The organism is Luteimonas composti (assembly GCF_042678665.1).
In the GTDB taxonomy this organism is placed as follows: Bacteria; Pseudomonadota; Gammaproteobacteria; order Xanthomonadales; family Xanthomonadaceae; genus Luteimonas; species Luteimonas composti.
Genome location: NZ_JBHTKU010000003.1, coordinates 195818 through 216113 on the forward strand (window position 1 = coordinate 195818; position 20296 = coordinate 216113).

Below are 20296 nucleotides of genomic sequence, written 5' to 3' on the forward strand. Positions count from 1 at the left end.
CCCGCCAGCGGATCTCGTGGATGACGTGCCCGGCCTTGCGGACGGCCCGGCCCCCGTCCCGTTCCGCCGAGGCACAGCGTCGATGTCCACCCTCCTGTCATGCCGGTCGATCACGCGCAGCGTCGCTGCCGGCGCCCTGCTCGCCCTGTCGGCCGTCTTCGCCGGCTGCGGCGAGACGCCACCGGCCCATCCGGCGATGCGTCTGGCCCAACCACAGCTGGCCGAAGCCCTCGAAGCGTCGTGGCGGCAACTCGACGCGTCGTGGACGGAGGGTGGGGATGCGCCCTGCGACAGCGCAGCGATCGTGGCGATGGCCACGGAAGGCTGGGTGGCCGGCGTGGACGCCGCCGGGCTGCAGTCGCGTTTCGGCAAGGAAGCCGCTACGGCCCGGGAGCGGATCCATTCGATCCGCGTCCGCTGCCCGGTGGCCGCAGCGCAGGGCGCCACGCCTGCCACGTCCGCCGCGCCTGCCGAGCGGCGCCCACGGGAAGCCGATCCGCGCCCGGTCCTCGACGACGCCATGCTCGACGCCTACGTGCGCGGCATGGGCGAAGAGATCGCGCTGATGCGGGCCAGCGGCAGCCATTTCGTATCGCTATCGCAGTACGACGCGCAGGGCCGGCAGATCGCCACGGCGGCCGAGCTGTCGCTGGCCGAGTACCGTGGCCTGCGCAACGCCATGCAGACGCTGCTGTACGAACGCATGCTGCACGCGCGCTACGCCGGCGCGGACGGCCAGGCGCGGCTGGCGCGGCTGGAGCCGCACAAGCGCGAACACGCGCTGGAAGTGCTGGCACGCGATCCGTACGCGGCCCTGTCGGCAGCCGAACGCGACATGGTGCTGGCACGCATGTCCGAGCTGCAGCCGCTGTACACGCGCTACATGGACCTGGCTGCAGTCGCCGACTGAGGCAGGCGCAGCCGCATCCACCCGCCGCCCTAGCGAACCGCCCGGGAGTGGCGCAGCACCCATTCCATCGAAGACACCCACCATGCACAACAGACTGTTCGCCACAGGCCTGGCCATCCTTGCTGCCTGCGCATCGCTCCTGCTTCCGGCCTGCACGCCCGGCGACGGCGGTGGTGCCTCCGCCCCGGTCGACCTGGGCCCTGTCGACAATCCGATCCGGGTGGTTCCCGCGCTCGATCCGGCACGCGCGGTCACCCAGACCATCGGCTTCGCCGGCGGTACCATCACCGCCACCGGCGCCGACGGGACCGTGTTCACCCTCGCAGTCCCCGCCGACTCGCTGCGCCAGCTCACGCGCATCACGATGACCCCGGTGACCCGGCTCGAAGGCCTGCCGTTCGGCAACGGCAGCGACGTCACCGTGGACCTGCAGCCCTCCGGGCTGGTGTTCGACGTGCCAGCCACGCTGACCATCGCGCCGGCGACGGCGATCCCGCCCGGCGAACGCATCCTGTATGGCTATTCGGACGACCAGCTCAGCTTCGCCGAGCCGGTGATGGACGCCGACGGCATTGCCATCGCGGTGAGCCACTTCAGCGGCTACGGGGCCGCCAGAGGACTGATGGGCGACGTCGAGGCGGCGCGCAAGCGCATCGGCGGATCGGCGGAGGAGCGGATCACCAGCGAAATGCGGGCCATCATGCAGGCGGCTCGGCAGGCCGAGCTGCGGGGAGAGTCAACGAACCTCGCTTCTCTGCTCGATCCGTACTTCGATCAGCTGCAGCGGGAAGTCGTGATTCCGCGCATTGAGGCCGCTGGCCAGAGCTGCGCTGCCGGGCGCGCGGCCATCCAGACCGTAGGCAGCTACGCCCATCAGCGCGTACTGCTCGGGTACGAGGATGAAGCAGGAGACCTGGTCGACGAACTGCTCGAGACCGTCGCCCCCAAATGCATGGACGAGGAATACGAAATGTGCGTTAACGAGCACATCGTCCATCGGATCTTCCCGGCGTATCAGGCGTTCTCCAGGCAGTTCAGTCAGCGTGGAATCGATAACTCGCCGGCCCTCGGAAAGATGAAGGTACAGGTCGAGAAATGTCTGCATTTCGATCTGGAGTTCACGCTCGATACCCGGTTCGAACTCGACACGCGATCCATCAACCAGAGCTACCTGTCGTACGCGGAAAGCACCGAATTGGACGCCGAGGTAGCGTTGAGCGTGGACGACGCTTACGTGGACATGAGCAATGCTTTCGAGCCCTCCAGCGGGCCGATGGAATCGCTCAAGCAGGTCTATCGGCAAAAAGCCCCTGGCTGCGTTCCGGGCACGGTGTCGACCTGGCGCGATACCGGGCATTTCCTGGCGATGCAGCTCATCACAGATCCGCCAGATCTCCTTGAGGGCGGCGGCGGCGTCACCGATATCGAGGTCGAACTCGGGCTGCCGTCCCCCACGGTGACGATCTCCGGCATGTCGTGTGCCGGCGTCGCCAGTGCGCCAGCGGCCGACCTCACAGGCGCACCGGCTGCCTACCTGCTCAACCATGGCGATGGCTTCATCCGCGACTGGCAGATCCATGGCGCCACAACCGCCGCAGGCCAGGCGTTCGTCACCGCCACCTCCGAGTGGTCCGTCATGAACCGGCTCAGCGCCAACGCCTCGGTCGAGGATGTCGGCATCGCCACCCTGCGGCATACCCCGCGCTGACCATCGCCCTGGCCACGACCTGCAGGCATCGGCGCGCCGCGCGCCTCGATGCCCGCACCCAACGCGGGGCACTCCGCTCACGAAGAAGAACAGGGTTTGACCCTCTTCCCGTTCGGAATGCCGGGACGACCCGCGCCGTGCCTGTCAGTTCCCGCCGCGGTTTCTCGTGGATGGGGCACCTGGATGCACCGGGTCCGGCCGGGCCGCCGTTCGGCCCGTCTTCCTGCAAGGGCACGATCATGCATGTTTCCTTCATCGCCACCGCTTCGACGCTGGCGCTCGCCCTGTCCGCCAGCCTGCCTGCGCACGCGCAGGCGGCGCCGACCGAGCTCTACATCGACGTCGCCACCCACACCATGCCTGGCATGCCCGGCATGGGCGCGATGGGCCGCCTGGCCGGCGCCATGGGCGGCCAGCGCCCCGCCTACGGCATGACCCGCCACCCGGGCATGCCCGGTCGCTACATGGACGTCGCGCTGCACAACCGCAACGCGCCTGGTCAATCGGCCACCCAGGCCGTCCCCAAGGGATTGCAGTTGGGCACCCGCATCGAGCTTCTGCCGCGCGAGCGCAGCCAGGGCGAGACCGGCGGCAGCCACGACGCCAGCGGCAGCCTGGGCCTCGCCGATGGCGGCAGCTACCGGATCCGCTACTTCTGGGGCTGCGGCGAGCAGGTCCGCGGCCGCCAGCCGGTGGAATACTCGATGACCATCCGCGACGGCAAGCCGGTGCAGGGCGGGCGCGCGATGGCGCCGCGCCCCGTGCCGGAACAGGCCCCCGACGTCGGTCCGCAGCACGTGCTCTGGCCCAACCCGGGCGCGCGCCGCGCGGTGTCCGACAAGGCCTCGCTGGTCGGCAGCCACCAGCTCGAAGGCGACGGCCTGCCCGGCGCGATGCAGTTCGCGCTCGGCCAGGCCGACGACTTCCTGCCCAGGCTCGAACTCGACAGCTCAGGCAGCCCCGGCGAAGGCATGACCCTGGAGTGGACGCCAGTCGACGGCGCGCGCGGCTACTTCATCCATGCCATGGCATCGCAGGGCGACACCATCGTGATGTGGAGCAGTTCCGAGGACGGCTACGCCGGTCCCGAACTGATGGACTACCTGCCTGAATCGCTGCTCGCGCAGTGGACTGGAAAGCGCACCGTGCTCGGCGCCGACGCGCGCAGCTGCCGGATCCCGACCGAAGCGTTCGCCGGCGTCGATGCCGCGCCGATGGTGCAGATGATCGCCTACGGCAGCCAGCGCAGCATCGCCGAGCCGCGCCCGGCCGACGCCGGACGCGACTGGTCCCCGGCCTGGACCGTGCGCGTGCGCAGCAAGTCGACTGCGATGCTCGTGCCCGGCATGGCCGGTGCCACCCGCGATGCGGCCAAGCCCGCCGCGAGGGAGTCCGCCCGCGGGCTGCTGCGGGGGCTGCTCGGCAACTGACGCACGCGACGCGCGCGGCCGCCTGCGCACGGCTCCACCGGAGCAACTCGCGATTGCCCGGCGGGTCTGGCAGCGGCCGCATGCGCAGGCCCGCCTTCGACCTGAGGCCAGTCGCTCCCCGCCATCGCCTCCCCGTCGGGGGCCTGTCAGTCGGCGCCCCCGGATCTCGTGGCTGGAGGCGGGCACGGCGACCAGCCACCTGGCGCGCACCCACTGCTTTTCGCCCGTCGTCGGCAGACGCCGTCGGTCGGCACTCACGGCGCGACCCCGGACCGGGCCATCGCGCCGCCCGCAGCACCCGGTGAACAACGACTGTCCAACAAGGAGATCCACCGCATGACCCCGCAATTCCGCAAGCCGCACCATGTCGCGCCGCTGATGCTCGCCATCGGCCTGGCCGTCGCCCCGACCGTCCAGGCCGATCCCGCCGGGCCGGGCTGCTGGACGTTCAACACGACCTCCGGCGTCTGGGAGCAGAGCAGCGACACCACCAACCGCACCGAAGGCAGCGAGCATGGCAACGCCAACACGACCTGCTTCGCCGACGCCAGCGCCTACGGCGAAGGCAACAATGCCAGCGCCGCGGACAGTACCGCCGTCGGCAATGGCAATATCGCCCGCGGCGATCGCAGCACCGCCCTCGGCAATGCCAACGACGCCAGCGGCAACGGCAGCACCGCGGTGGGCGGCACCAACACCGCCAGCGGCGCAAGCAGCACCGCGGTCGGCGACCGGAACAGCGCCGGCGGCGTGCAGTCGTCGGCCATCGGCCACCGCAACACAGCGGTCGCCCAGAACAGCACTGCCGTCGGTACGTTCAACACGGCCGACAGCGGCGCCGCGTTCGGCATCTCCAACACCAGCAGTGGTTCCTACGCCAACGCATTCGGCTGGCAAAACACCGCCAGCGGCGCGAATGCCAACGCGTTCGGCTACTACAACACCGCCAGCGGCAGCGGCAGTGTCGCCTTCGGGGCCAACAACCGGGCTGCCGGCGGATCAGCCTCCGCTGTGGGGTACCGGAACACGTCGAGCAACACGTCGGCCAGCGCGTTCGGTTACATGAACGAGGTCACGGCCAACAACGCAACCGCCATCGGCTACGCGAACAGCGCCAGTGGCGGCAGCAGCAACGCGTTCGGTCAAAGCAACGAAGCAACCGGATCTGGCAGCAACGCGTTCGGCACGGACAACACCACTGGAGGCGAGCGCAGCAGCGCGTTCGGCTACCTGAATGTCGCCAGCGGCACGCGCAGCCACGCTTTCGGATACGACTCGACGGCCGCCGGCTATCAGAGCCTCGCCATTGGCGTCCGCGCGGAAGCAACCGGCTACGAGGCCATCGCCATCGGCAGGGACGCCTCGGTGCTGGCGGAAGGCGCAACCGGCGCGACTTCAACCGCCAGCATCGCGATCGGCAACAACACGCTGGTTGCGGTCGAGGCGACCAATGCGGTCGCGATCGGCGCGCACTCGGTGGCCAGCGAAGCCGACACCGTTTCCTTCGGCGATGCCGGCAACGAACGCCGCCTGGTGCACGTGGCGGCCGGCACCGCCGACACCGACGCGGTCAACGTGTCGCAGCTGTCGGACATGGGCAGCACCGTGGCGGCGTACTTCGGCGGCGGCGCGGCCTATGCCAACGGCGCCTGGACGGCGCCGGTCTACGTGATCCAGGGCGGCAGCCATGGCAACGTCGGCGACGCATTTGCTGCGGTCGACGGTGTCCTGACCGGCCTCGACGGCCGCATCGGCGCGATCGAGGCGCTGCCCCCGGGCGGCGCGCCCGGCCCGCAGGGGCTGAGCGCCTACGAGGTCGCGGTGGGCAATGGCTACAGCGGAACGGAGAGCGACTGGCTCGCATCTCTGGTCGGGCCGCAGGGTCCGCAGGGTCCGCAGGGGCCGCAGGGGCCTGCAGGGCCCGGCGGTGGCGATGGTCTCACCGAAGCCGAAGTGCAGGCGATCGCCACCGACGTCGCCGAGGTCGGCGACGACGCCACGCTGGCCACCGCGACCGGTTACACGGATGAGCGCGAAGAGGCGGTGCGCGAAGACCTGGAGGCGGGTGACACCGCCACCCTGACCGCCGCCAACGACTACACCGATACCGCCATCCAGCAACTGGTCGGCTTCGACGTCGGCGGGATCAACGACCGCCTCGGCGCGCTGGAAGACCGCTTCGACGGCCTCGACCGCCGCGTGCGCCAGCAGGACCGCCGCATCGACCGCATGGGAGCGATGAGCGCGGCGATGCTGAACATGGCGATCAACGCCGCGGGCAGCCAGAGCGACCGTGGCCGCATCGCCGTGGGCGCGGGCTTCCAGGGAGGCGAACGCGGCCTCTCGGTGGGCTACGGCAAGCGCGTCGGCCGCGCCTCGTTCTCCCTCGGCGGCGCCTTCAGCGGCAGCGAGCGCTCGGCGGGCGTCGGCTTCGGCATCGACCTCTGAGGCCAAGGCTCTCCCGCCCTTCCGGAACCCCGCCGCAGGGCGGGGTTCTTCATCCCGGGGCCGGCAATCGCAGGAGGCCGCCATCGGCCCCATAAAGAAAAACCCCGCCTCGCGGCGGGGTTTTCCGTGTCGCAGTGGAACGGTTGGCGCCGGATCAGAAATCCATGCCGCCCATGCCGCCCATGCCGCCGCCGCCCGGCATCGCCGGCTCTTCCTTCTTCGGCAGCTCGGCCACCATCGCTTCGGTGGTGATCATCAGGCCGGCGATCGAGGACGCGTTCTGCAGCGCGGTGCGGGTCACCTTGGTCGGATCCAGGATGCCGAACTCGACCATGTCGCCGAACTCGCCGTTCGCCGCGTTGTAGCCGAAGTTGCCCGAACCGTCCTTGACCTTGTTGACGATCACGGAGGGCTCTTCGCCGGCGTTGGTGACGATCTCGCGCAGCGGGGCTTCCATGGCGCGCAGGGCGATCTGGATGCCGTGGTTCTGGTCCTCGTTGGCGCCCTTCAGGCCTTCGATCGCGGCCTTGGCGCGGATCAGCGCGACGCCGCCGCCCGGGACCACGCCCTCTTCCACCGCCGCACGCGTGGCGTGCAGGGCGTCTTCGACGCGGGCCTTCTTTTCCTTCATCTCGATCTCGGTCGAGGCACCGACCTTGATCACCGCCACGCCGCCGGCCAGCTTGGCCACGCGCTCCTGCAGCTTCTCGCGGTCGTAGTCCGAGGAGGTCTCCTCGATCTGCGCCTTGATCTGCTTGATGCGGGCCTCGATCGCCGAGGTGTCGCCGGCGCCGTCGATGATGGTGGTGTTCTCCTTGGAGACCTGCACCTTCTTGGCGCGGCCCAGGTCCTGGATCGTGGCCTTCTCCAGCTGCAGGCCCACTTCCTCGGAGATCACGGTGCCGCCGGTCAGCACGGCCATGTCTTCCAGCATCGCCTTGCGACGGTCGCCGAAGCCCGGGGCCTTGACGGCGCAGACCTTGACGATGCCGCGGATGGTGTTGACCACCAGGGTCGCCAGGGCTTCCCCCTCGACTTCCTCGGCCACGATCAGCAGCGGCTTGCCGGCCTTGGCCACGCCTTCGAGGACGGGCAGCAGGTCGCGCACGTTCGAGATCTTCTTGTCGTGCAGCAGGATGAAGGGGTCATCCAGCTCGGCCGACATCGACTGCTGGTTGTTGATGAAGTACGGCGACAGGTAGCCGCGGTCGAACTGCATGCCCTCGACGACGTCGAGCTCGTTGTCCAGGCCCGAGCCCTCTTCAACGGTGATCACGCCTTCCTTGCCGACCTTCTTCATCGCGTCGGCGATGATGTTGCCGATCGACTCGTCCGAGTTGGCCGAGATCGTGCCGACCTGGGCGATGGCCTTGTCGTCGGCGGTGGGCTTGGAGATGTTCTTCAGCTCCTGCACCGCGGCCTTGACGGCCTGGTCGATGCCGCGCTTGAGGTCCATCGGGTTCATGCCGGCGGCGACCGCCTTGGAACCTTCGCGGATCAGCGCCTGCGCCAGCACGGTGGCGGTGGTGGTGCCGTCGCCGGCGTTGTCGGAGGTCTTGGACGCGACTTCCTTGACCATCTGCGCGCCCATGTTCTCGAACTTGTCGGCCAGCTCAATTTCCTTGGCGACGGACACGCCGTCCTTGGTGATGGTCGGGGCGCCGAAGCTCTTCTCGAGCACGACGTTGCGGCCCTTCGGGCCGAGCGTTGCCTTCACGGCATTGGCGAGCACGTTGACGCCGCGCACCATCTTCGAGCGCGCGTCCTCACCGAAACGGATTTCCTTGGCAGCCATGGCTGATTTACCTCAGTGTCTTGATATGGAGTGTTGAAAGGTCGTGCGGAAGCGATCCCGCGATCAGCCGAGGATCGCGAAGATGTCGTCTTCCTTCACCACCAGGTACTCGGCGCCATCGAGCTTCACCTCGGTGCCGCTGTACTTGCCGAACAGCACCTTGTCGCCGGCCTTGACCTTGGGGGCGCGCACGCTGCCGTTGTCGAGCACCTTGCCCTCGCCCACGGCGACGACTTCACCCTTGATCGGCTTCTCGGTGGCCGAGTCCGGGATCACGATGCCGCCAGCGGACATCTTTTCTTCTTCCATGCGCTTGATGACCACGCGGTCGTACAGCGGCTTGATGTTGCTCATGTTCAACCCTCGCAAGTGATTGATAGGACTACAGAATTTGCGGCGATCTTAGCAGTCGCAGGTGGAGACTGCCAGAACCGCGGGCGCGAAAATCCCGGACGGACCGGGAGGTGCGGCCGAACATGGGGAGGCTTCACAGCGCTTTCAAGGGCCGCCGCGAGGAATTTTTCGCGTCCCGCCCGAAGCGGCAGCCTGCCGGTCGCCAGTTGCAATGGTGGGCCGTTGCGGTGGGCCGTTGCGGTGGGCCGTTGCGGTGGGCCGGCTACGGGGAGTCCCGGGGACGAATGTCCCCCGGCACCGGCCTGCGGTCGGCGCCTCCTCCTTGATTTCGTCCCCGGGACTCCCCGCATCCGTCTGGACAGGACGTCGCGCCTGATGAAAGGCGACGCCCCGGCACGCAGTCGCCGGCAGCCGCGCCCGCCGGGGTGGGCAGCCCCTTGGGGCGAAATCGAGGAGGAAGCTTTCGCCGCAGGCGGAGGCCGGGGGACATTCGCCCCAGGGGCCTGCCGGCCGCGGCGGGCTCCTTCAGGTCGCCCCGCTATCGGCGGCGACACTGGCACGCGCCAGGCTGGGGGTCCCCGTCGGCTAGCAGACGTAGCCGCCTCAGTCGGCGACCGGCAGCTCCAGCGTCTCCTTCACCTCCTCCATGACGATGTAGCTCTTGGATTCGCGCACGTGCGGCAGGGTCAGCAGGGTGCTGCCCAGCAGCTTGCGGTAGGAGGCCATCTCCGAGATGCGCGCCTTGATCAGGTAGTCGAAGTCGCCGGAGACCAGATGGCATTCGAGCACGTTCGGCAAGCGCAGGGCCGCGCGGCGGAACTCCTCGAAGATGTCGCCGGACTTGTAGGCCAGGCTGATCTCCACGAACACCAGCAGCCCGGCTTTCACCGCCTCCGGCGCCAGCCGCGCGTGGTAGCCGGTGATCACCCCGTCGCGCTCCAGCCGGCGCACACGCTCGGTGCAGGGCGTGGTCGACAGCCCGACGCGCTCGCCCAGCTCGGTGAACGAGATCCGCCCCTCCTGCTGCAGGATGCGCAGGATGCGGCGGTCGATGCGGTCGAGGTCGCGCGCCTTCACGTGGTCCCGCCAGAAGCCTGTTCCGCAGGGATTCTACCTGCCATGCGGCACAAAAACGGGAAATCGGACTGGAAGGCAGCTCCTATACTGGTGGATGTCCCGGCCTTGCGCGCCCAGGCCGGGCCCGTGCCGGCCCATCCCTCCCGGGTCCGTGCGGTGCCCGGCCCTGTGGCGCGGCTTTGCGCCAGCCCTGCCCAGCCCTGACCCGACGTCGAGACCTACGGCGATGCGTATCCTCATCCTCGGTGCCGGCGTGATCGGCGTGACCAGCGCCTGGTACCTGCGCCAGCAGGGCCACGACGTGGTGGTGGTCGATCGCGAGGCCGGCCCGGCGCTTTCCACCAGCTTCGGCAACGCCGGCCAGGTGTCGCCCGGCTACGCATCGCCCTGGCCCGCGCCCGGGATCCCGCTCAAGGCGGTGAAGTGGCTGCTCTCGCGCCACGCGCCGCTGGCGATCCGCCCCACCGGCGACCTCGACCAGTACCGCTGGCTGTGGGCGATGCTGCGCAACTGCACCCATCCGCGCTATGCGGTGAGCAAGGCGCGGATGGTGCGCCTGGCCGAGTACAGCCGCGACTGCCTGGCCGATCTGCGCGTGGCCACCGGCATCGAGTACGAACAGCGCACCCTCGGCACCACCCAGCTGTTCCGCACCCGCGCCCAGCTCGACGCGGCCGAACGCGACATCGCCGTGCTGCGCGAGTACGGCGTGCGCTACGAACTGCTGGACGCGGACGGCATCGTCCGGGTCGAGCCTGCGCTGGCGGCGGTGCGCGACACCCTCGCCGGCGCGCTGCGCCTGCCCGGCGACGAGACCGGAGACTGCCACCTATTCACCACCCGCCTGGCGGCGATGGCGGCGCAGGCCGGGGTCGAGTTCCGCCCGGGCCAGACCGTGGAAGCGCTGCTGGCCGACGGCGATCGCGTCTCGGGCGTGCGGATCGACGGCCGCGTCGAAACCGCCGACCGCTACGTGCTGGCGCTGGGCAGCTGGTCGCCCAGGCTGCTGCGCCCGCTCGGCATCCGCCTGCCGGTGTACCCGCTCAAGGGCTACTCGCTAACCATCCCGATCACCCGCCCGGAGATGGCGCCGCATTCGACCGTGCTCGACGAGAGCTACAAGGTCGCCATCACCCGCTTCGATGCGCGCATCCGCGTCGGCGGCATGGCCGAGGTGTCGGGCTACGACCTGACGCTGCCGCAGCGCCGGCGCGAGACGCTCGAGCTGGTGGTGCGCAGCCTGTATCCCGACGGCGGCGACCTGTCGCGCGCCGAGTTCTGGACCGGGCTGCGCCCGTCCACGCCCGACGGCCCGCCGGTGGTGGGCGCGACCAGTTACCGCAACCTCTGGCTCAACACCGGCCACGGAACGCTGGGCTGGACCATGGCCTGCGGCTCGGCGCGCTACCTGGCCGACCTGGTCGACGGCCGCACGCCGGCCATCGATACCGAGGGCCTGGACATCTCGCGCTACGACCGCCCCTGGCCCAATCCCACCGGGCTGCGCTGAGCATGCGTCCGTCGCGCGCCACGATCGACCTGCAGGCCCTGCGCCACAACTACCGCCATGCGCGCGCGCTCGGCGGCGGCCGCGCACTGGCCGTGGTCAAGGCCGACGCCTACGGCCACGGTGCCGTCCCCTGCGCGAAGGCGCTGGCGCCCGAGGCCGACGGCTTCGGCGTGGCCAGCATCGAGGAAGCGCTGGAGCTGCGCGAGTCGGGCATCGATGCGCCCATCCTGCTGCTGGAAGGCTTTTTCGACCCCGCCGAGCTGCCGCTGATCGAACGCCACGGCCTGTGGACGGTGGTGGCCTCGCCCTGGCAGGTCGAGGCGCTGGAGGCGCATCGCGCCACGCGCCCCTGGCAGGTGTGGGTGAAGCTCGATTCGGGCATGCACCGGCTGGGCCTGTCGCCGGAGGAGTACGGCGACGCCTGGCATCGCCTGCGCGCCCTGCCGTGGATCGATACGCTGGTCGCAATGAGCCATTTCTCGCGCGCCGACGAACTGGCCCACGCGAGCACGCCCGACCAGCTGGCGGTCTTCGACGCCGCGCTGGCGCAGCTGCCGCACGCCGCGCCCGCCAGCATCGCCAACTCGGCCGGGCTGATGGCCTGGCCGATGGCGCGCCGCGACTGGGTACGGCCGGGGCTGATGCTGTACGGCTCGCACATGCTCGACGCGCCCTGCGCAGCGGCCGACGCGCTGCGTGCGGTGATGACGCTCGAATCGAAGGTGATCGCGGTGCGCGAACTGGCCGCGGGCGAACCGATCGGCTACGCCGGCACCTTCACCACCACCCGGCCCACGCGCGTGGGCGTGGTCGCGGCAGGCTATGCCGACGGCTATCCGCAGTACGCCACCTCCGGCACGCCGGTCGTGATCGACGGCCGCCCGGGCGAGCTGATCGGCCGGGTGTCGATGGACATGCTGACCATCGACCTCACCGACCATCCCCAGGCCGGGCTGGGCAGCACGGTGGAACTGTGGGGGCCGCGGCTGGCCGTGGCCGACGTGGCCGCGCGCAGCGGCAACAGCCCCTATCGCCTGCTGACCGGACTCAAGCGGGTCCCGCGGGTCTATCGCGACTGAGCCGCCGTCCCGACGCCGGCATCCACGGCGCTAGAAGCGCCAGGCGCCCTGCAGCATCGTTTCGCCGTCGTTGGGCTGGTGCAGGCTGGCATTCGAGATGTGGCGCGCCAGCAGCGAGAAGCGGCCCCAGCGCCAGCCGAACGTGCTGATGAACTGGGGATCGCCCGACAGGGCCTCGGTCCAGCCGCTCTGCACGCCCACGCCGAAACCGGCGACCAGGCCGCTGGGCCGCTCGTAGCGGAGTCCTCCGTGCAGCACGCTGACGTCGTCGTCGTTGTCGTACGACGAATCGCTGCGCCCGCGCAGGTGCATCGCCCCGATTTCCCAGCGCAGCGTGCCGCCGCGGAATTCGCGCCATTCCGGCAACCAGGCCACGGCCACGACCGGGGTGTCCTCGTTGTCGCGGGTCAGCGAAATGCCGGCCCCGACTTCGACCTGGGCCGCGGCGGCGGCGCTCCAGCCGCCGAGGATCGGCAGCAACGCGATGGCAAGCCGGCGCAGCCCGGCACGGGGGATTCGCGACATGGGGATCGGGGCGAGTCGGGGGGCGCAAAGGATACCGGCAGCCCGGTGAACCGGGCGATGCGGGATGGCGGGACAATCCGTCCCGCGCGGCTGGCGGTGCGCGTCCGGGGCCCCTCGCCCGCGGTCGGCTAACCTATCGGGCCCCCGACGCCTGCTGCCGCCCCACCGTGACCGCCCTCGCCTGCCTGTGTACCTGCCCCGATGCCGCGACCGCCGCGCGCATCGCCGAGGCGCTGGTGGGCGAACGCCTGGCCGCCTGCGTCAACGTGCTGCCGGGCGTGGGCTCGGTGTACCGCTGGCAGGGGCGGGTCGAGCGCGCCGAGGAAGTGCTGCTCGTGATCAAGACCGTCCGCGCGCGCCTCGACGCGCTGACCGCGCGCGTGGTCCAGCTGCATCCCTACGAACTGCCCGAGGTGGTGGCGGTCGATCTCGCAGGCGGACTGCCGGACTACCTGGCCTGGATCGAAGACGCGACCCGCACCGGAGCCGATGCGTGAGCCGGTTCATCGACCGCCTGGCACGCGCCGCGGCGTGCACCCTGCTGGCCATCGTCCTGCCCGCCGCCGCGGCCGTCGACGAAAGCCAGCTGCTGCCGGTCGACCAGGCGTTCGCACTGCAGGCGCAGGCGACCGATCGCGGCCGGATCGCGATCGAGTGGACGATCGCCGACGGCTACTACCTCTACCGCCACCGCACCTCGGTGCAGGTGGTCGAAGGCGGCTTCAAGGCCAATCCGCTGCAGCTGCCGCCGGGCCGGCGCCACACCGACGAGTTCTTCGGCGAGGTGGAGACCTATCGCGACCGGCTCGTGGCGACGCTCACCGGCGCGGCGGCCGACAGCGCGCGCGAGCTCTCGCTGCAGGTGAAGTACCAGGGCTGCGCTGACCTCGGCATCTGCTATCCGCCGCAGACGCGCACGCTCAAGGTCGCCCTGCCCGCCGACGCAGGCAAGCCTGGCGCCGCGTCCGCGCCGGATCCCCGCTTCGCCGCGCTCGGCCGCAGCCTGTCCGGCGGGCCGGCAGCCACCGCGCCGCTCGGCATCGACGCCAGCGGCGCGACCCAGCCACTGCCCCTGCCGCCGGAGCAGGCCTTCGGCTTCGAGGCCATCGCCGCAGACGGCAATACCGTGCTGCTGCGCTTCACCCCGGCGCGCGGCTACTACCTGTATCGCGACCGCGGCAGCGTCCGCGTCGAGGGCCATCCCGGCATCCGCGCCGGCGCGCCCGACTGGCCGCGCGGAACCGCGCATCGCGACGAGCACTTCGGCGAGGTGGTGGTGTATTTCGACCAGGTCGACGTGCCGCTGCCGCTGCTGCGGGACAGCACCGAAGCGGCGACCGTGCGCGTGACCGCCAGCTTCCAGGGCTGCCAGGACGAGGGCATCTGCTATCCGCCGATGACGCGCACGGTGGAGGTGGCGCTGCCGGCGGGAACGGTGACGGCCGCTTCGCCCACGGCACCTGCCGCCGGGGAGACTGGCGCACCGGCACAGGAGCCAGCGGTCGCATCGACAAGCTCGGCCGACGACGCACCGCCCCCCCGGCACGGCGACGACTCCGGGGCGGCAGCCTCGGCCGGCACCGATCCGGTCGCGGACGCGCGCGCCGACTCGCCGACGGACGCCTCCGCCGACAACGCCGTGCGTACCGCACCACCGGGCGCGACGCTGCCCGCGGGCGGCGCGCTGGGCGCGCTGCTGCTGGCCCTGCTCGGCGGCCTGGTGCTCAACCTGATGCCCTGCGTGCTGCCGATCCTCTCGCTCAAGGTGCTGGGCCTGGCGCAGAGCGGCGAAAGCCGCGCGCACGCGCGCCGCCATGCGCTCTGGTACACGGCCGGCGTGCTGGTGGCCTTCGCCGCGATCGGCGCGCTGGTGCTGGCGCTGCGCGCCGGCGGACAGGCGCTGGGCTGGGGATTCCAGCTGCAGCAACCCTGGTTCGTCGCGGCCCTGGTGTACCTGATGTTCGCGGTGGGCCTGAGCCTGTCGGGCGTATTCACCCTCGGCGCGGGCCTCGGCGGCCTCGGCCAGTCGCTGGCCGCGCGCGGCGGGCCGGCCGGCGATTTCTTCACCGGCGTGCTGGCCTGCGTGGTGGCCAGTCCCTGCATCGCGCCCTTCATGGGCGGCGCGCTGGCGTTCGCGTTCACCGCCGCGCCGTGGCTGGCGCTGGCCGTGTTCCTGATGCTGGGCCTGGGGCTGGCGCTGCCGTTCCTGCTGGTCGGCTTCGTGCCGGCGCTGGCCGACCGCCTGCCGCGGCCGGGGGCGTGGATGGAAACACTCAAGCAGGTGCTGGCCTTCCCGATGTACCTGACCGCGATCTGGCTGCTGTGGGTGCTGGGCAAGCAGCGCGGCGTGGACGCGATGGCGCTGGTGGCGGCGGGCCTGGCGCTGTTCGCGCTCGGGCTGTGGTGGCACGAGCGCCGGCGCTGGACCGGTGGCCTGCCCGGACGCGCCCTGGCCCTGGCGCTGGCCGCGCTGGCGCTGGTGCCGGTGTGGAAGGTCGGGTCGCTGCAGCCGCCGCAGGCGACGCAGGCGGCGGAAGGGCGCGAAGCATGGTCGGAAGCGCGGCTGCAGGCCCTGCGCGAGGAAGGCCGTCCGGTGTTCGTGAACATGACCGCCGACTGGTGCGTGACCTGCAAGGCCAACGAGCGGCGGGTGCTGTCGCAGCCGGCCTTTCGCGACGCGCTGGAACAGGCCGGCGCCGTCTACCTGGTGGGCGACTACACCAATACCGATGCGGCCATCGCCGCCTACCTCGACCGCCATCGCGCCGTCGGCGTGCCGCTGTACGTGGTCTATCCGCGCGGCGGCGGCGAAGGCCAGGTGCTGCCGGCCCTGCTCACCGACGACATCGTGGTCGCGGCGCTGCGAAGGGCCGCGCCATGAAGCTCACGCCGCTGAAGATCGTGCTGGTCGCGGCGGGCGCGGGCGCGCTGGGCGTGCTCGCGGGCATCTTCGCCACCGGCCCCGGCCCGCTGCTGGACAGCGAATTCGGCCAGCGGGTGCTCAACGATGCGCTGACCGCGACTGCCGACGCGCCGGACGGCGTGCGCGTGGCGCGGCGCGGCGAGCCGCTGCCGGCCGTGCAGGTGGACGGGCTGGAGGGCGGCGGGTTCATCCTGCCGGGCGACTTCGCCGGGCGGCCGCTGCTGGTGAACGTCTGGGCCAGCTGGTGCGGGCCGTGCATCAAGGAAATGCCCGAACTCGACCGCTTCGCCGGCGACCAGGGCGACGACGGCGTGCAGGTGCTCGGCCTGGCGCTGGACGACCGCCAGGCGGTGCTCGAGTTCCTCCAGCGCATCCCGGTGCGCTACGCGCAGGCGATCGACGTGCCCGGCCCGGCCGATGCCGGCGTGCAGCTGGGCAATCCCAAGGGCGTGCTGCCCTATTCGATCCTGGTCTCGGCCGACGGGCGCCTGCTCAAGCAGAAGATCGGCCCGTTCGAGGAGGGCGAGATCGACGACTGGGCCCGGCACTGAGCGCTCAGTCCAGGCCCGCGAAGGGAGCGCGCCAGGCCTCGATCCGCTGCAGCCGCGCATGCCAGGCGCGCACGTTCGCGAACCCGTCCAGCGGAATCCGCGCCTGCGCGGCGAAGGGCAGCGCCGAGGCCACGCGGAAATCGGCGTAGGTCGGGGTCTCGCCCACCAGCCAGTCGCGGCCGGCCAGGGCAGCATCGAGCACGGCGGTGAACGGTGCCAGTTCGGCCTCGGCGGCCGCGGCCAGCGCCTCGTCCGGCCCACGCGCGAAATGGCGCGGCACCACGATCCGCTCGAAATACAGCACCCCCGCCCAGTGGGTGAAGTGGTGGGCGCTCCAGCTCACCCACATCATCACCTCCTCGCGCCGCTCCTGCGGCCAGAACCCTGGCGCGTAGCGGGCGGCGAGGCGCATGGCGATGGCGTCGGTCTCCCACAGGGTCAGGCCCGGCTCGACCAGGACCGGCACCCGGGTATTGGGATTGATGGGCCGGAACGCGTCCCGGTCGCGGCCCATCGGATCGGCCCGGACGAAGCGCAGCGGCGCGCCCACGTGGCGGGCCACGGCCACGGCGACGCGCGGGTTGAGGTTGTGGGAGTAGTAGAGGGTGTCGCTGGCTGCCATCGTGTCCGCTCCGGTCGGGTCTCCTTCCCGTCGAGCGACGATGGTCTCGATCGACACGGATGCCGCGCACAACCCCCTTGACCGGCCGGAAACTCAAACACCCGCTTAAATCCGGCAAACTTCGGCGAACTGGACAGCATCCGCGACTTCCCCCAGACTGCGCGCCTTGCCCCGCACCGTCCGCCCGATGGCCCAGCTGCTGCTCCTGCACGGCCCCAACCTCAACCTGCTCGGCACGCGCGAGCCGGAGGTCTACGGGCACGCCACGCTGGCCGACATCGACGCAGACCTCGAGGCCCGCGCCGCCGCCGCCGGGCATGCGCTCGAGAGCCTGCAGTCCAACGCCGAGCACGTGCTGGTCAACCGCATCCAGGCCGCGCGCGGCGACGGCACCGCCTTCATCCTGATCAACCCGGCCGCCTTCACCCATACCAGCGTCGCCCTGCGCGATGCGCTGGCGGCGGTCGCGATCCCGTTCATCGAGATCCACCTGTCCAACCCGCACACCCGCGAGCCCTTCCGCCAGCACAGCTATTTCAGCGACAAGGCGGTGGGCGTGGTCTGCGGTTTCGGCGCCGACAGCTACCGCTACGCGCTCGACGCGGCCCTGCGCCGGCTGCCGGCCGCCGCCTGAACCCCTTCTCTTCGCAAGCCCGAACACGAGGCCGTCCATGGACCTTCGCAAGCTCAAGAAACTCATCGAACTGCTCGAGGAGTCGAACCTCGCCGAAATCGAGATCAAGGAGGGCGAGGAGTCGGTGCGCCTGTCGCGCGGCTCCAGCGCCGGCGCGCCCATGGTGTACGCCCAGGCCCCCGCGCAGCAGTTCCAGCGCGCCGAGCAGGTGATGCCGATGCAGTCGCCGGTCGAGGCCGCCACCGGCGGCCGTGCACCCGCGTCCGCCGAATCCGGCTCGGGACTGCCTGCCGGGCACGTAGTCACTTCGCCGATGGTGGGCACGTTCTACGCCTCGCCGGCGCCGGACAAGCCGCCGTTCGTCACCGTCGGCCAGGCGGTCAAGGCGGGCGACACCCTCGGCATCATCGAAGCGATGAAGATGTTCAACCCGATCGAGGCCGATACCTCGGGCACGGTGCTGGCGATCGCCTGCGAGAGCGGCCAGCCGGTGGAGTTCGACCAGCCGCTGTTCGTGATCGGCTGAGCCGGCGATGATCCGCTTCCGCGATTTCGTTCCTCTCGACACCACCCGCACGCTGGCGCTCACGCGCAGCCGCGAGGACGCCGCGGCGGTGCTGGCACGCGCCAACGCCTGGATCGCCGCCGAGGGCATCGCCGTGCTCAACGTCGAGACCGTGCTTCTGCCGGTGTCCACGGCGGAGAAGAACGAGACCGGATTCCACGACAACATCCAGCTCGACATCGGCGGGCTGGAAATCGGTTCGCAGCGGCTGCAGGTCATCCGCGTGTGGTACCGGGCCAAGGGAACAATGTGAGCCATGCTCGATAAAGTCGTCATCGCCAACCGTGGCGAAATCGCGCTGCGCATCCTGCGCGCGTGCCACGCGCTCGGTATCCGCACCGTCGCGGTGCACTCCACGGTGGACCGCAACCTCAAGCACGTGGCGATGGCCGACGAGTCGGTCTGCATCGGCCCGGCCCCCTCCAACCGCAGCTACCTCGACATGCCGGCGATCATCGCCGCGGCCGAGGTCACCGACGCGCAGGCGATCCACCCCGGCTACGGCTTCCTCAGCGAGAACGCGGACTTCGCCGAGCGCGTGGAGCAGTCCGGCTTCATCTTCATCGGGCCCAAGGCCGACACCATCCGCCTGATGGGCGACAAGGTCGAGGCGATCCGCGCGATGAAGGACGCCGGCGTGCCCTGCGTGCCCGGCAGCGGCGGCCCGCTCGGCGACGATGCCGAGGCCAACGTGCGCATCGCGCGCGAGATCGGCTACCCGGTGATCGTGAAGGCGGCCGGCGGCGGCGGCGGGCGCGGCATGCGCGTGGTCCATACCGAGGCCGCGCTGGTCAACGCTATCGCCACCACCAAGCAGGAAGCCAAGGCCGCGTTCGGCAACGACATGGTCTACATGGAGAAGTTCCTGGAGAACCCGCGCCACGTGGAGATCCAGGTGCTCGCCGACGGCCAGGGCAACGCCATCCACCTGGGCGAGCGCGACTGCTCGATGCAGCGCCGCCACCAGAAGGTGGTGGAGGAAGCGCCGGCGCCGGGCATCACCGAACAGCAGCGCGCTGAGATCGGCCGCGTCTGCGTGGAAGCCTGCATCCGCATCGGCTACCGCGGCGCAGGCACGTTCGAGTTCCTGTACGAGAACGGGCGCTTCTACTTCATCGAGATGAACACCCGCATCCAGGTCGAGCATCCGGTGACCGAGATGGTCACCGGCATCGACCTGATCCGCGAGCAGCTGAAGATCGCCTCGGGCCAGAAGCTCTCGATCCGGCAGGAAGACGTGGTGCTGCGCGGCCACGCGATCGAGTGCCGCATCAACGCCGAGGACCCGGACACCTTCCTGCCCTCGCCCGGCCTGATCCAGCATTTCCATTCGCCCGGCGGTCCCGGCGTGCGCGTGGACTCGCACATCTACGAAGGCTATGCGGTGCCGCCGAACTACGATTCGATGATCGGCAAGCTGATCGTGCACGGGGCCGACCGCGACCAGGCGATCGCGCGCATGCGCGTCGCCCTGAGCGAGATGGTGGTGGACGGGATCAAGACCAACATCCCGCTGCAGCAGCGGATCATGGCCGACGGCGGCTTCCAGGCCGGCGGCCAGAACATCCATTACCTCGAGAAGCGCCTGGCCGAGCGCAAGGACAAGGCGCTGTCGATCGGCTGAACCACGGCCGCGCATCGCCATCACGGCGACGCGCGGTGCGCCGGGCGGCTGCGGTATCCTCGCCGCAGCCGCGACCCTCCCGCCCGAATGCTCCCGTCCCTGCTCCGCCTGCTGCTGTGCCTGTGCCTGCTGGCCGACGCCGTCGGCCCGGCGATGGCGGCTACGCACCTGGCGATGGCCGATGTGCCCACGGATGCGGTGCCGGGCGATCAGGATGACGGCACGCACGGCGTCGACGCGGACTGCCATGCCGCACCTGGGCAGGCCCCGAACGACACGCCCGGCGAGGACTGCCTCGAACGCTGCCTGGAGCTGTGCCTGAAGCACTGTGTGGCGGCGGTCCCGGCGATGATCGCGCTGGCCAGCCCCGATCCTGGTGCGATCCCGGTGCGCCCGGCCGGCGCCCAGGTCGCCACCGCGCACGCCACGCCGATCCTGCGTCCTCCGATCGCCTGAGCTCGGCCGCAGTCGCGGCCCGCCCCGCGTCCGCCAGCGTGCGCGACGCCTTCCCGAACCGACGATGTGCGGACGCCCGACGCGT

General features: G+C 70.6%; 19 protein-coding genes. 14 read left to right on the plus strand and 5 right to left on the minus strand.

Going from position 1 to position 20296, the window contains the following annotated elements:
- Positions 1–82 precede the first annotated feature (82 nt).
- From ACFQ2D_RS09675 to ACFQ2D_RS09690, 4 genes are all read left to right on the plus strand, one after another.
- Positions 83–910 (plus strand): hypothetical protein, encoded by an 828-nt coding sequence (locus ACFQ2D_RS09675; protein ID WP_280943731.1) that lies wholly within the window; start codon positions 83–85, stop codon positions 908–910.
- 82 nt (positions 911–992) lie between these two features.
- Entirely contained in the window at positions 993–2618 is a 1626-nt protein-coding gene (locus ACFQ2D_RS09680) for a hypothetical protein (protein WP_280943732.1), read from the plus strand.
- Between the two features lie 239 nt (positions 2619–2857).
- Complete coding sequence (locus ACFQ2D_RS09685) at positions 2858–4048, plus strand: hypothetical protein (RefSeq protein ID WP_280943733.1); 1191 nt, start codon at positions 2858–2860, stop codon at positions 4046–4048.
- Between the two features lie 336 nt (positions 4049–4384).
- Positions 4385–6496: a hypothetical protein gene (locus tag ACFQ2D_RS09690; protein ID WP_280943734.1), complete on the plus strand. Its 2112-nt coding sequence runs from the start codon at positions 4385–4387 to the stop codon at positions 6494–6496.
- A 154-nt stretch (positions 6497–6650) separates the two neighbouring features.
- Here the strand turns inward: ACFQ2D_RS09690 and groL are convergent, their stop codons facing one another.
- The 3 genes from groL to ACFQ2D_RS09705 all read right to left on the minus strand — a co-directional run bounded on the left by groL (position 6651) and on the right by ACFQ2D_RS09705 (position 9722).
- Positions 6651–8291 carry a chaperonin GroEL gene (gene groL / locus ACFQ2D_RS09695; RefSeq protein WP_280943735.1) on the minus strand — a complete coding sequence of 547 codons (1641 nt, stop codon included), beginning with the start codon at positions 8289–8291 and terminating at the stop codon, positions 6651–6653.
- Positions 8292–8354: 63 nt separating this feature from the next.
- Positions 8355–8645 (minus strand): co-chaperone GroES, encoded by a 291-nt coding sequence (gene groES, locus ACFQ2D_RS09700; protein WP_280943736.1) that lies wholly within the window; start codon positions 8643–8645, stop codon positions 8355–8357.
- A 603-nt stretch (positions 8646–9248) separates the two neighbouring features.
- A complete protein-coding gene (locus tag ACFQ2D_RS09705) occupies positions 9249–9722 on the minus strand; it encodes a winged helix-turn-helix transcriptional regulator (protein ID WP_280943737.1) in 474 nt (157 codons plus the stop codon).
- A gap of 226 nt (positions 9723–9948) precedes the next feature.
- On the opposite strand from ACFQ2D_RS09705, the gene ACFQ2D_RS09710 reads away from it, so the two are divergent.
- Together ACFQ2D_RS09710 and alr are read left to right on the plus strand one after the other, a co-directional pair.
- Positions 9949–11232, plus strand: a complete 1284-nt coding sequence (locus ACFQ2D_RS09710; RefSeq protein WP_280943738.1) for a D-amino acid dehydrogenase — start codon at positions 9949–9951, stop codon at positions 11230–11232.
- A gap of 2 nt (positions 11233–11234) precedes the next feature.
- On the plus strand, positions 11235–12311 hold the full coding sequence (gene alr / locus ACFQ2D_RS09715; RefSeq protein WP_280943739.1) for an alanine racemase: 1077 nt from the start codon (positions 11235–11237) through the stop codon (positions 12309–12311).
- 30 nt (positions 12312–12341) lie between these two features.
- On the opposite strand, the gene ACFQ2D_RS09720 is transcribed toward alr, so the two are convergent.
- The gene (locus ACFQ2D_RS09720) at positions 12342–12836 is read right to left on the minus strand and encodes an acyloxyacyl hydrolase (protein WP_280943740.1); all 495 of its coding nucleotides are present in this window, start codon (positions 12834–12836) and stop codon (positions 12342–12344) included.
- A 167-nt stretch (positions 12837–13003) separates the two neighbouring features.
- On the opposite strand from ACFQ2D_RS09720, the gene cutA reads away from it, so the two are divergent.
- Genes cutA through ACFQ2D_RS09735 form a run of 3 tightly spaced genes read left to right on the plus strand, consistent with a single transcriptional unit; the run spans position 13004 to position 16310 of the window.
- Positions 13004–13333, plus strand: a complete 330-nt coding sequence (gene cutA / locus ACFQ2D_RS09725; protein ID WP_280943741.1) for a divalent-cation tolerance protein CutA — start codon at positions 13004–13006, stop codon at positions 13331–13333.
- Positions 13330–15717, plus strand: coding sequence for a protein-disulfide reductase DsbD family protein (locus ACFQ2D_RS09730; protein ID WP_386795635.1), 2388 nt, complete (start codon positions 13330–13332; stop codon positions 15715–15717). The genes cutA and ACFQ2D_RS09730 overlap by 4 nt, the downstream gene beginning before the upstream one ends.
- A complete protein-coding gene (locus ACFQ2D_RS09735) occupies positions 15714–16310 on the plus strand; it encodes a TlpA family protein disulfide reductase (RefSeq protein WP_280943742.1) in 597 nt (198 codons plus the stop codon). Before ACFQ2D_RS09730 ends, ACFQ2D_RS09735 begins: the two co-directional genes overlap by 4 nt.
- 4 nt (positions 16311–16314) lie before the next feature.
- Here ACFQ2D_RS09735 and ACFQ2D_RS09740 read toward each other — a convergent pair whose 3' ends face one another.
- Positions 16315–16932, minus strand: coding sequence for a glutathione S-transferase family protein (locus tag ACFQ2D_RS09740; RefSeq protein ID WP_280943743.1), 618 nt, complete (start codon positions 16930–16932; stop codon positions 16315–16317).
- Positions 16933–17119: 187 nt separating this feature from the next.
- Here ACFQ2D_RS09740 and aroQ point away from each other — a divergent pair, with 187 nt between their 5' ends.
- From aroQ to ACFQ2D_RS09765, 5 genes are all read left to right on the plus strand, one after another.
- Positions 17120–17566 (plus strand): type II 3-dehydroquinate dehydratase, encoded by a 447-nt coding sequence (aroQ, locus tag ACFQ2D_RS09745; protein ID WP_280943755.1) that lies wholly within the window; start codon positions 17120–17122, stop codon positions 17564–17566.
- Between the two features lie 37 nt (positions 17567–17603).
- On the plus strand, positions 17604–18092 hold the full coding sequence (gene accB, locus ACFQ2D_RS09750) for an acetyl-CoA carboxylase biotin carboxyl carrier protein (RefSeq protein ID WP_280943744.1): 489 nt from the start codon (positions 17604–17606) through the stop codon (positions 18090–18092).
- Positions 18093–18099: 7 nt separating this feature from the next.
- Positions 18100–18384 (plus strand): hypothetical protein, encoded by a 285-nt coding sequence (locus tag ACFQ2D_RS09755; RefSeq protein ID WP_280943745.1) that lies wholly within the window; start codon positions 18100–18102, stop codon positions 18382–18384.
- 3 nt (positions 18385–18387) lie between these two features.
- Positions 18388–19755, plus strand: a complete 1368-nt coding sequence (gene accC, locus ACFQ2D_RS09760; protein ID WP_280943746.1) for an acetyl-CoA carboxylase biotin carboxylase subunit — start codon at positions 18388–18390, stop codon at positions 19753–19755.
- A gap of 87 nt (positions 19756–19842) precedes the next feature.
- Positions 19843–20211: a CopL family metal-binding regulatory protein gene (locus tag ACFQ2D_RS09765; protein WP_386795636.1), complete on the plus strand. Its 369-nt coding sequence runs from the start codon at positions 19843–19845 to the stop codon at positions 20209–20211.
- Positions 20212–20296 lie beyond the last annotated feature (85 nt).

What these genes read in the sequence shown, in the direction of transcription:
- ACFQ2D_RS09685 (WP_280943733.1), top strand. Translation starts at nt 2,858, where the DNA reads ATGCATGTTTCCTTCATCGCCACCGCTTCGACGCTGGCGCTCGCCCTG.
- accB (WP_280943744.1), top strand. Translation starts at nt 17,604, where the DNA reads ATGGACCTTCGCAAGCTCAAGAAACTCATCGAACTGCTCGAGGAGTCG.
- aroQ (WP_280943755.1), top strand. Translation starts at nt 17,120, where the DNA reads ATGGCCCAGCTGCTGCTCCTGCACGGCCCCAACCTCAACCTGCTCGGC.
- ACFQ2D_RS09680 (WP_280943732.1), top strand. Translation starts at nt 993, where the DNA reads ATGCACAACAGACTGTTCGCCACAGGCCTGGCCATCCTTGCTGCCTGC.
- groL (WP_280943735.1), bottom strand. Translation starts at nt 8,291, where the DNA reads ATGGCTGCCAAGGAAATCCGTTTCGGTGAGGACGCGCGCTCGAAGATG.
- ACFQ2D_RS09720 (WP_280943740.1), bottom strand. Translation starts at nt 12,836, where the DNA reads ATGTCGCGAATCCCCCGTGCCGGGCTGCGCCGGCTTGCCATCGCGTTG.
- ACFQ2D_RS09765 (WP_386795636.1), top strand. Translation starts at nt 19,843, where the DNA reads ATGCTCCCGTCCCTGCTCCGCCTGCTGCTGTGCCTGTGCCTGCTGGCC.
- accC (WP_280943746.1), top strand. Translation starts at nt 18,388, where the DNA reads ATGCTCGATAAAGTCGTCATCGCCAACCGTGGCGAAATCGCGCTGCGC.
- alr (WP_280943739.1), top strand. Translation starts at nt 11,235, where the DNA reads ATGCGTCCGTCGCGCGCCACGATCGACCTGCAGGCCCTGCGCCACAAC.
- ACFQ2D_RS09740 (WP_280943743.1), bottom strand. Translation starts at nt 16,932, where the DNA reads ATGGCAGCCAGCGACACCCTCTACTACTCCCACAACCTCAACCCGCGC.
- ACFQ2D_RS09675 (WP_280943731.1), top strand. Translation starts at nt 83, where the DNA reads ATGTCCACCCTCCTGTCATGCCGGTCGATCACGCGCAGCGTCGCTGCC.
- ACFQ2D_RS09755 (WP_280943745.1), top strand. Translation starts at nt 18,100, where the DNA reads ATGATCCGCTTCCGCGATTTCGTTCCTCTCGACACCACCCGCACGCTG.
- ACFQ2D_RS09690 (WP_280943734.1), top strand. Translation starts at nt 4,385, where the DNA reads ATGACCCCGCAATTCCGCAAGCCGCACCATGTCGCGCCGCTGATGCTC.
- groES (WP_280943736.1), bottom strand. Translation starts at nt 8,645, where the DNA reads ATGAGCAACATCAAGCCGCTGTACGACCGCGTGGTCATCAAGCGCATG.
- ACFQ2D_RS09710 (WP_280943738.1), top strand. Translation starts at nt 9,949, where the DNA reads ATGCGTATCCTCATCCTCGGTGCCGGCGTGATCGGCGTGACCAGCGCC.
- ACFQ2D_RS09735 (WP_280943742.1), top strand. Translation starts at nt 15,714, where the DNA reads ATGAAGCTCACGCCGCTGAAGATCGTGCTGGTCGCGGCGGGCGCGGGC.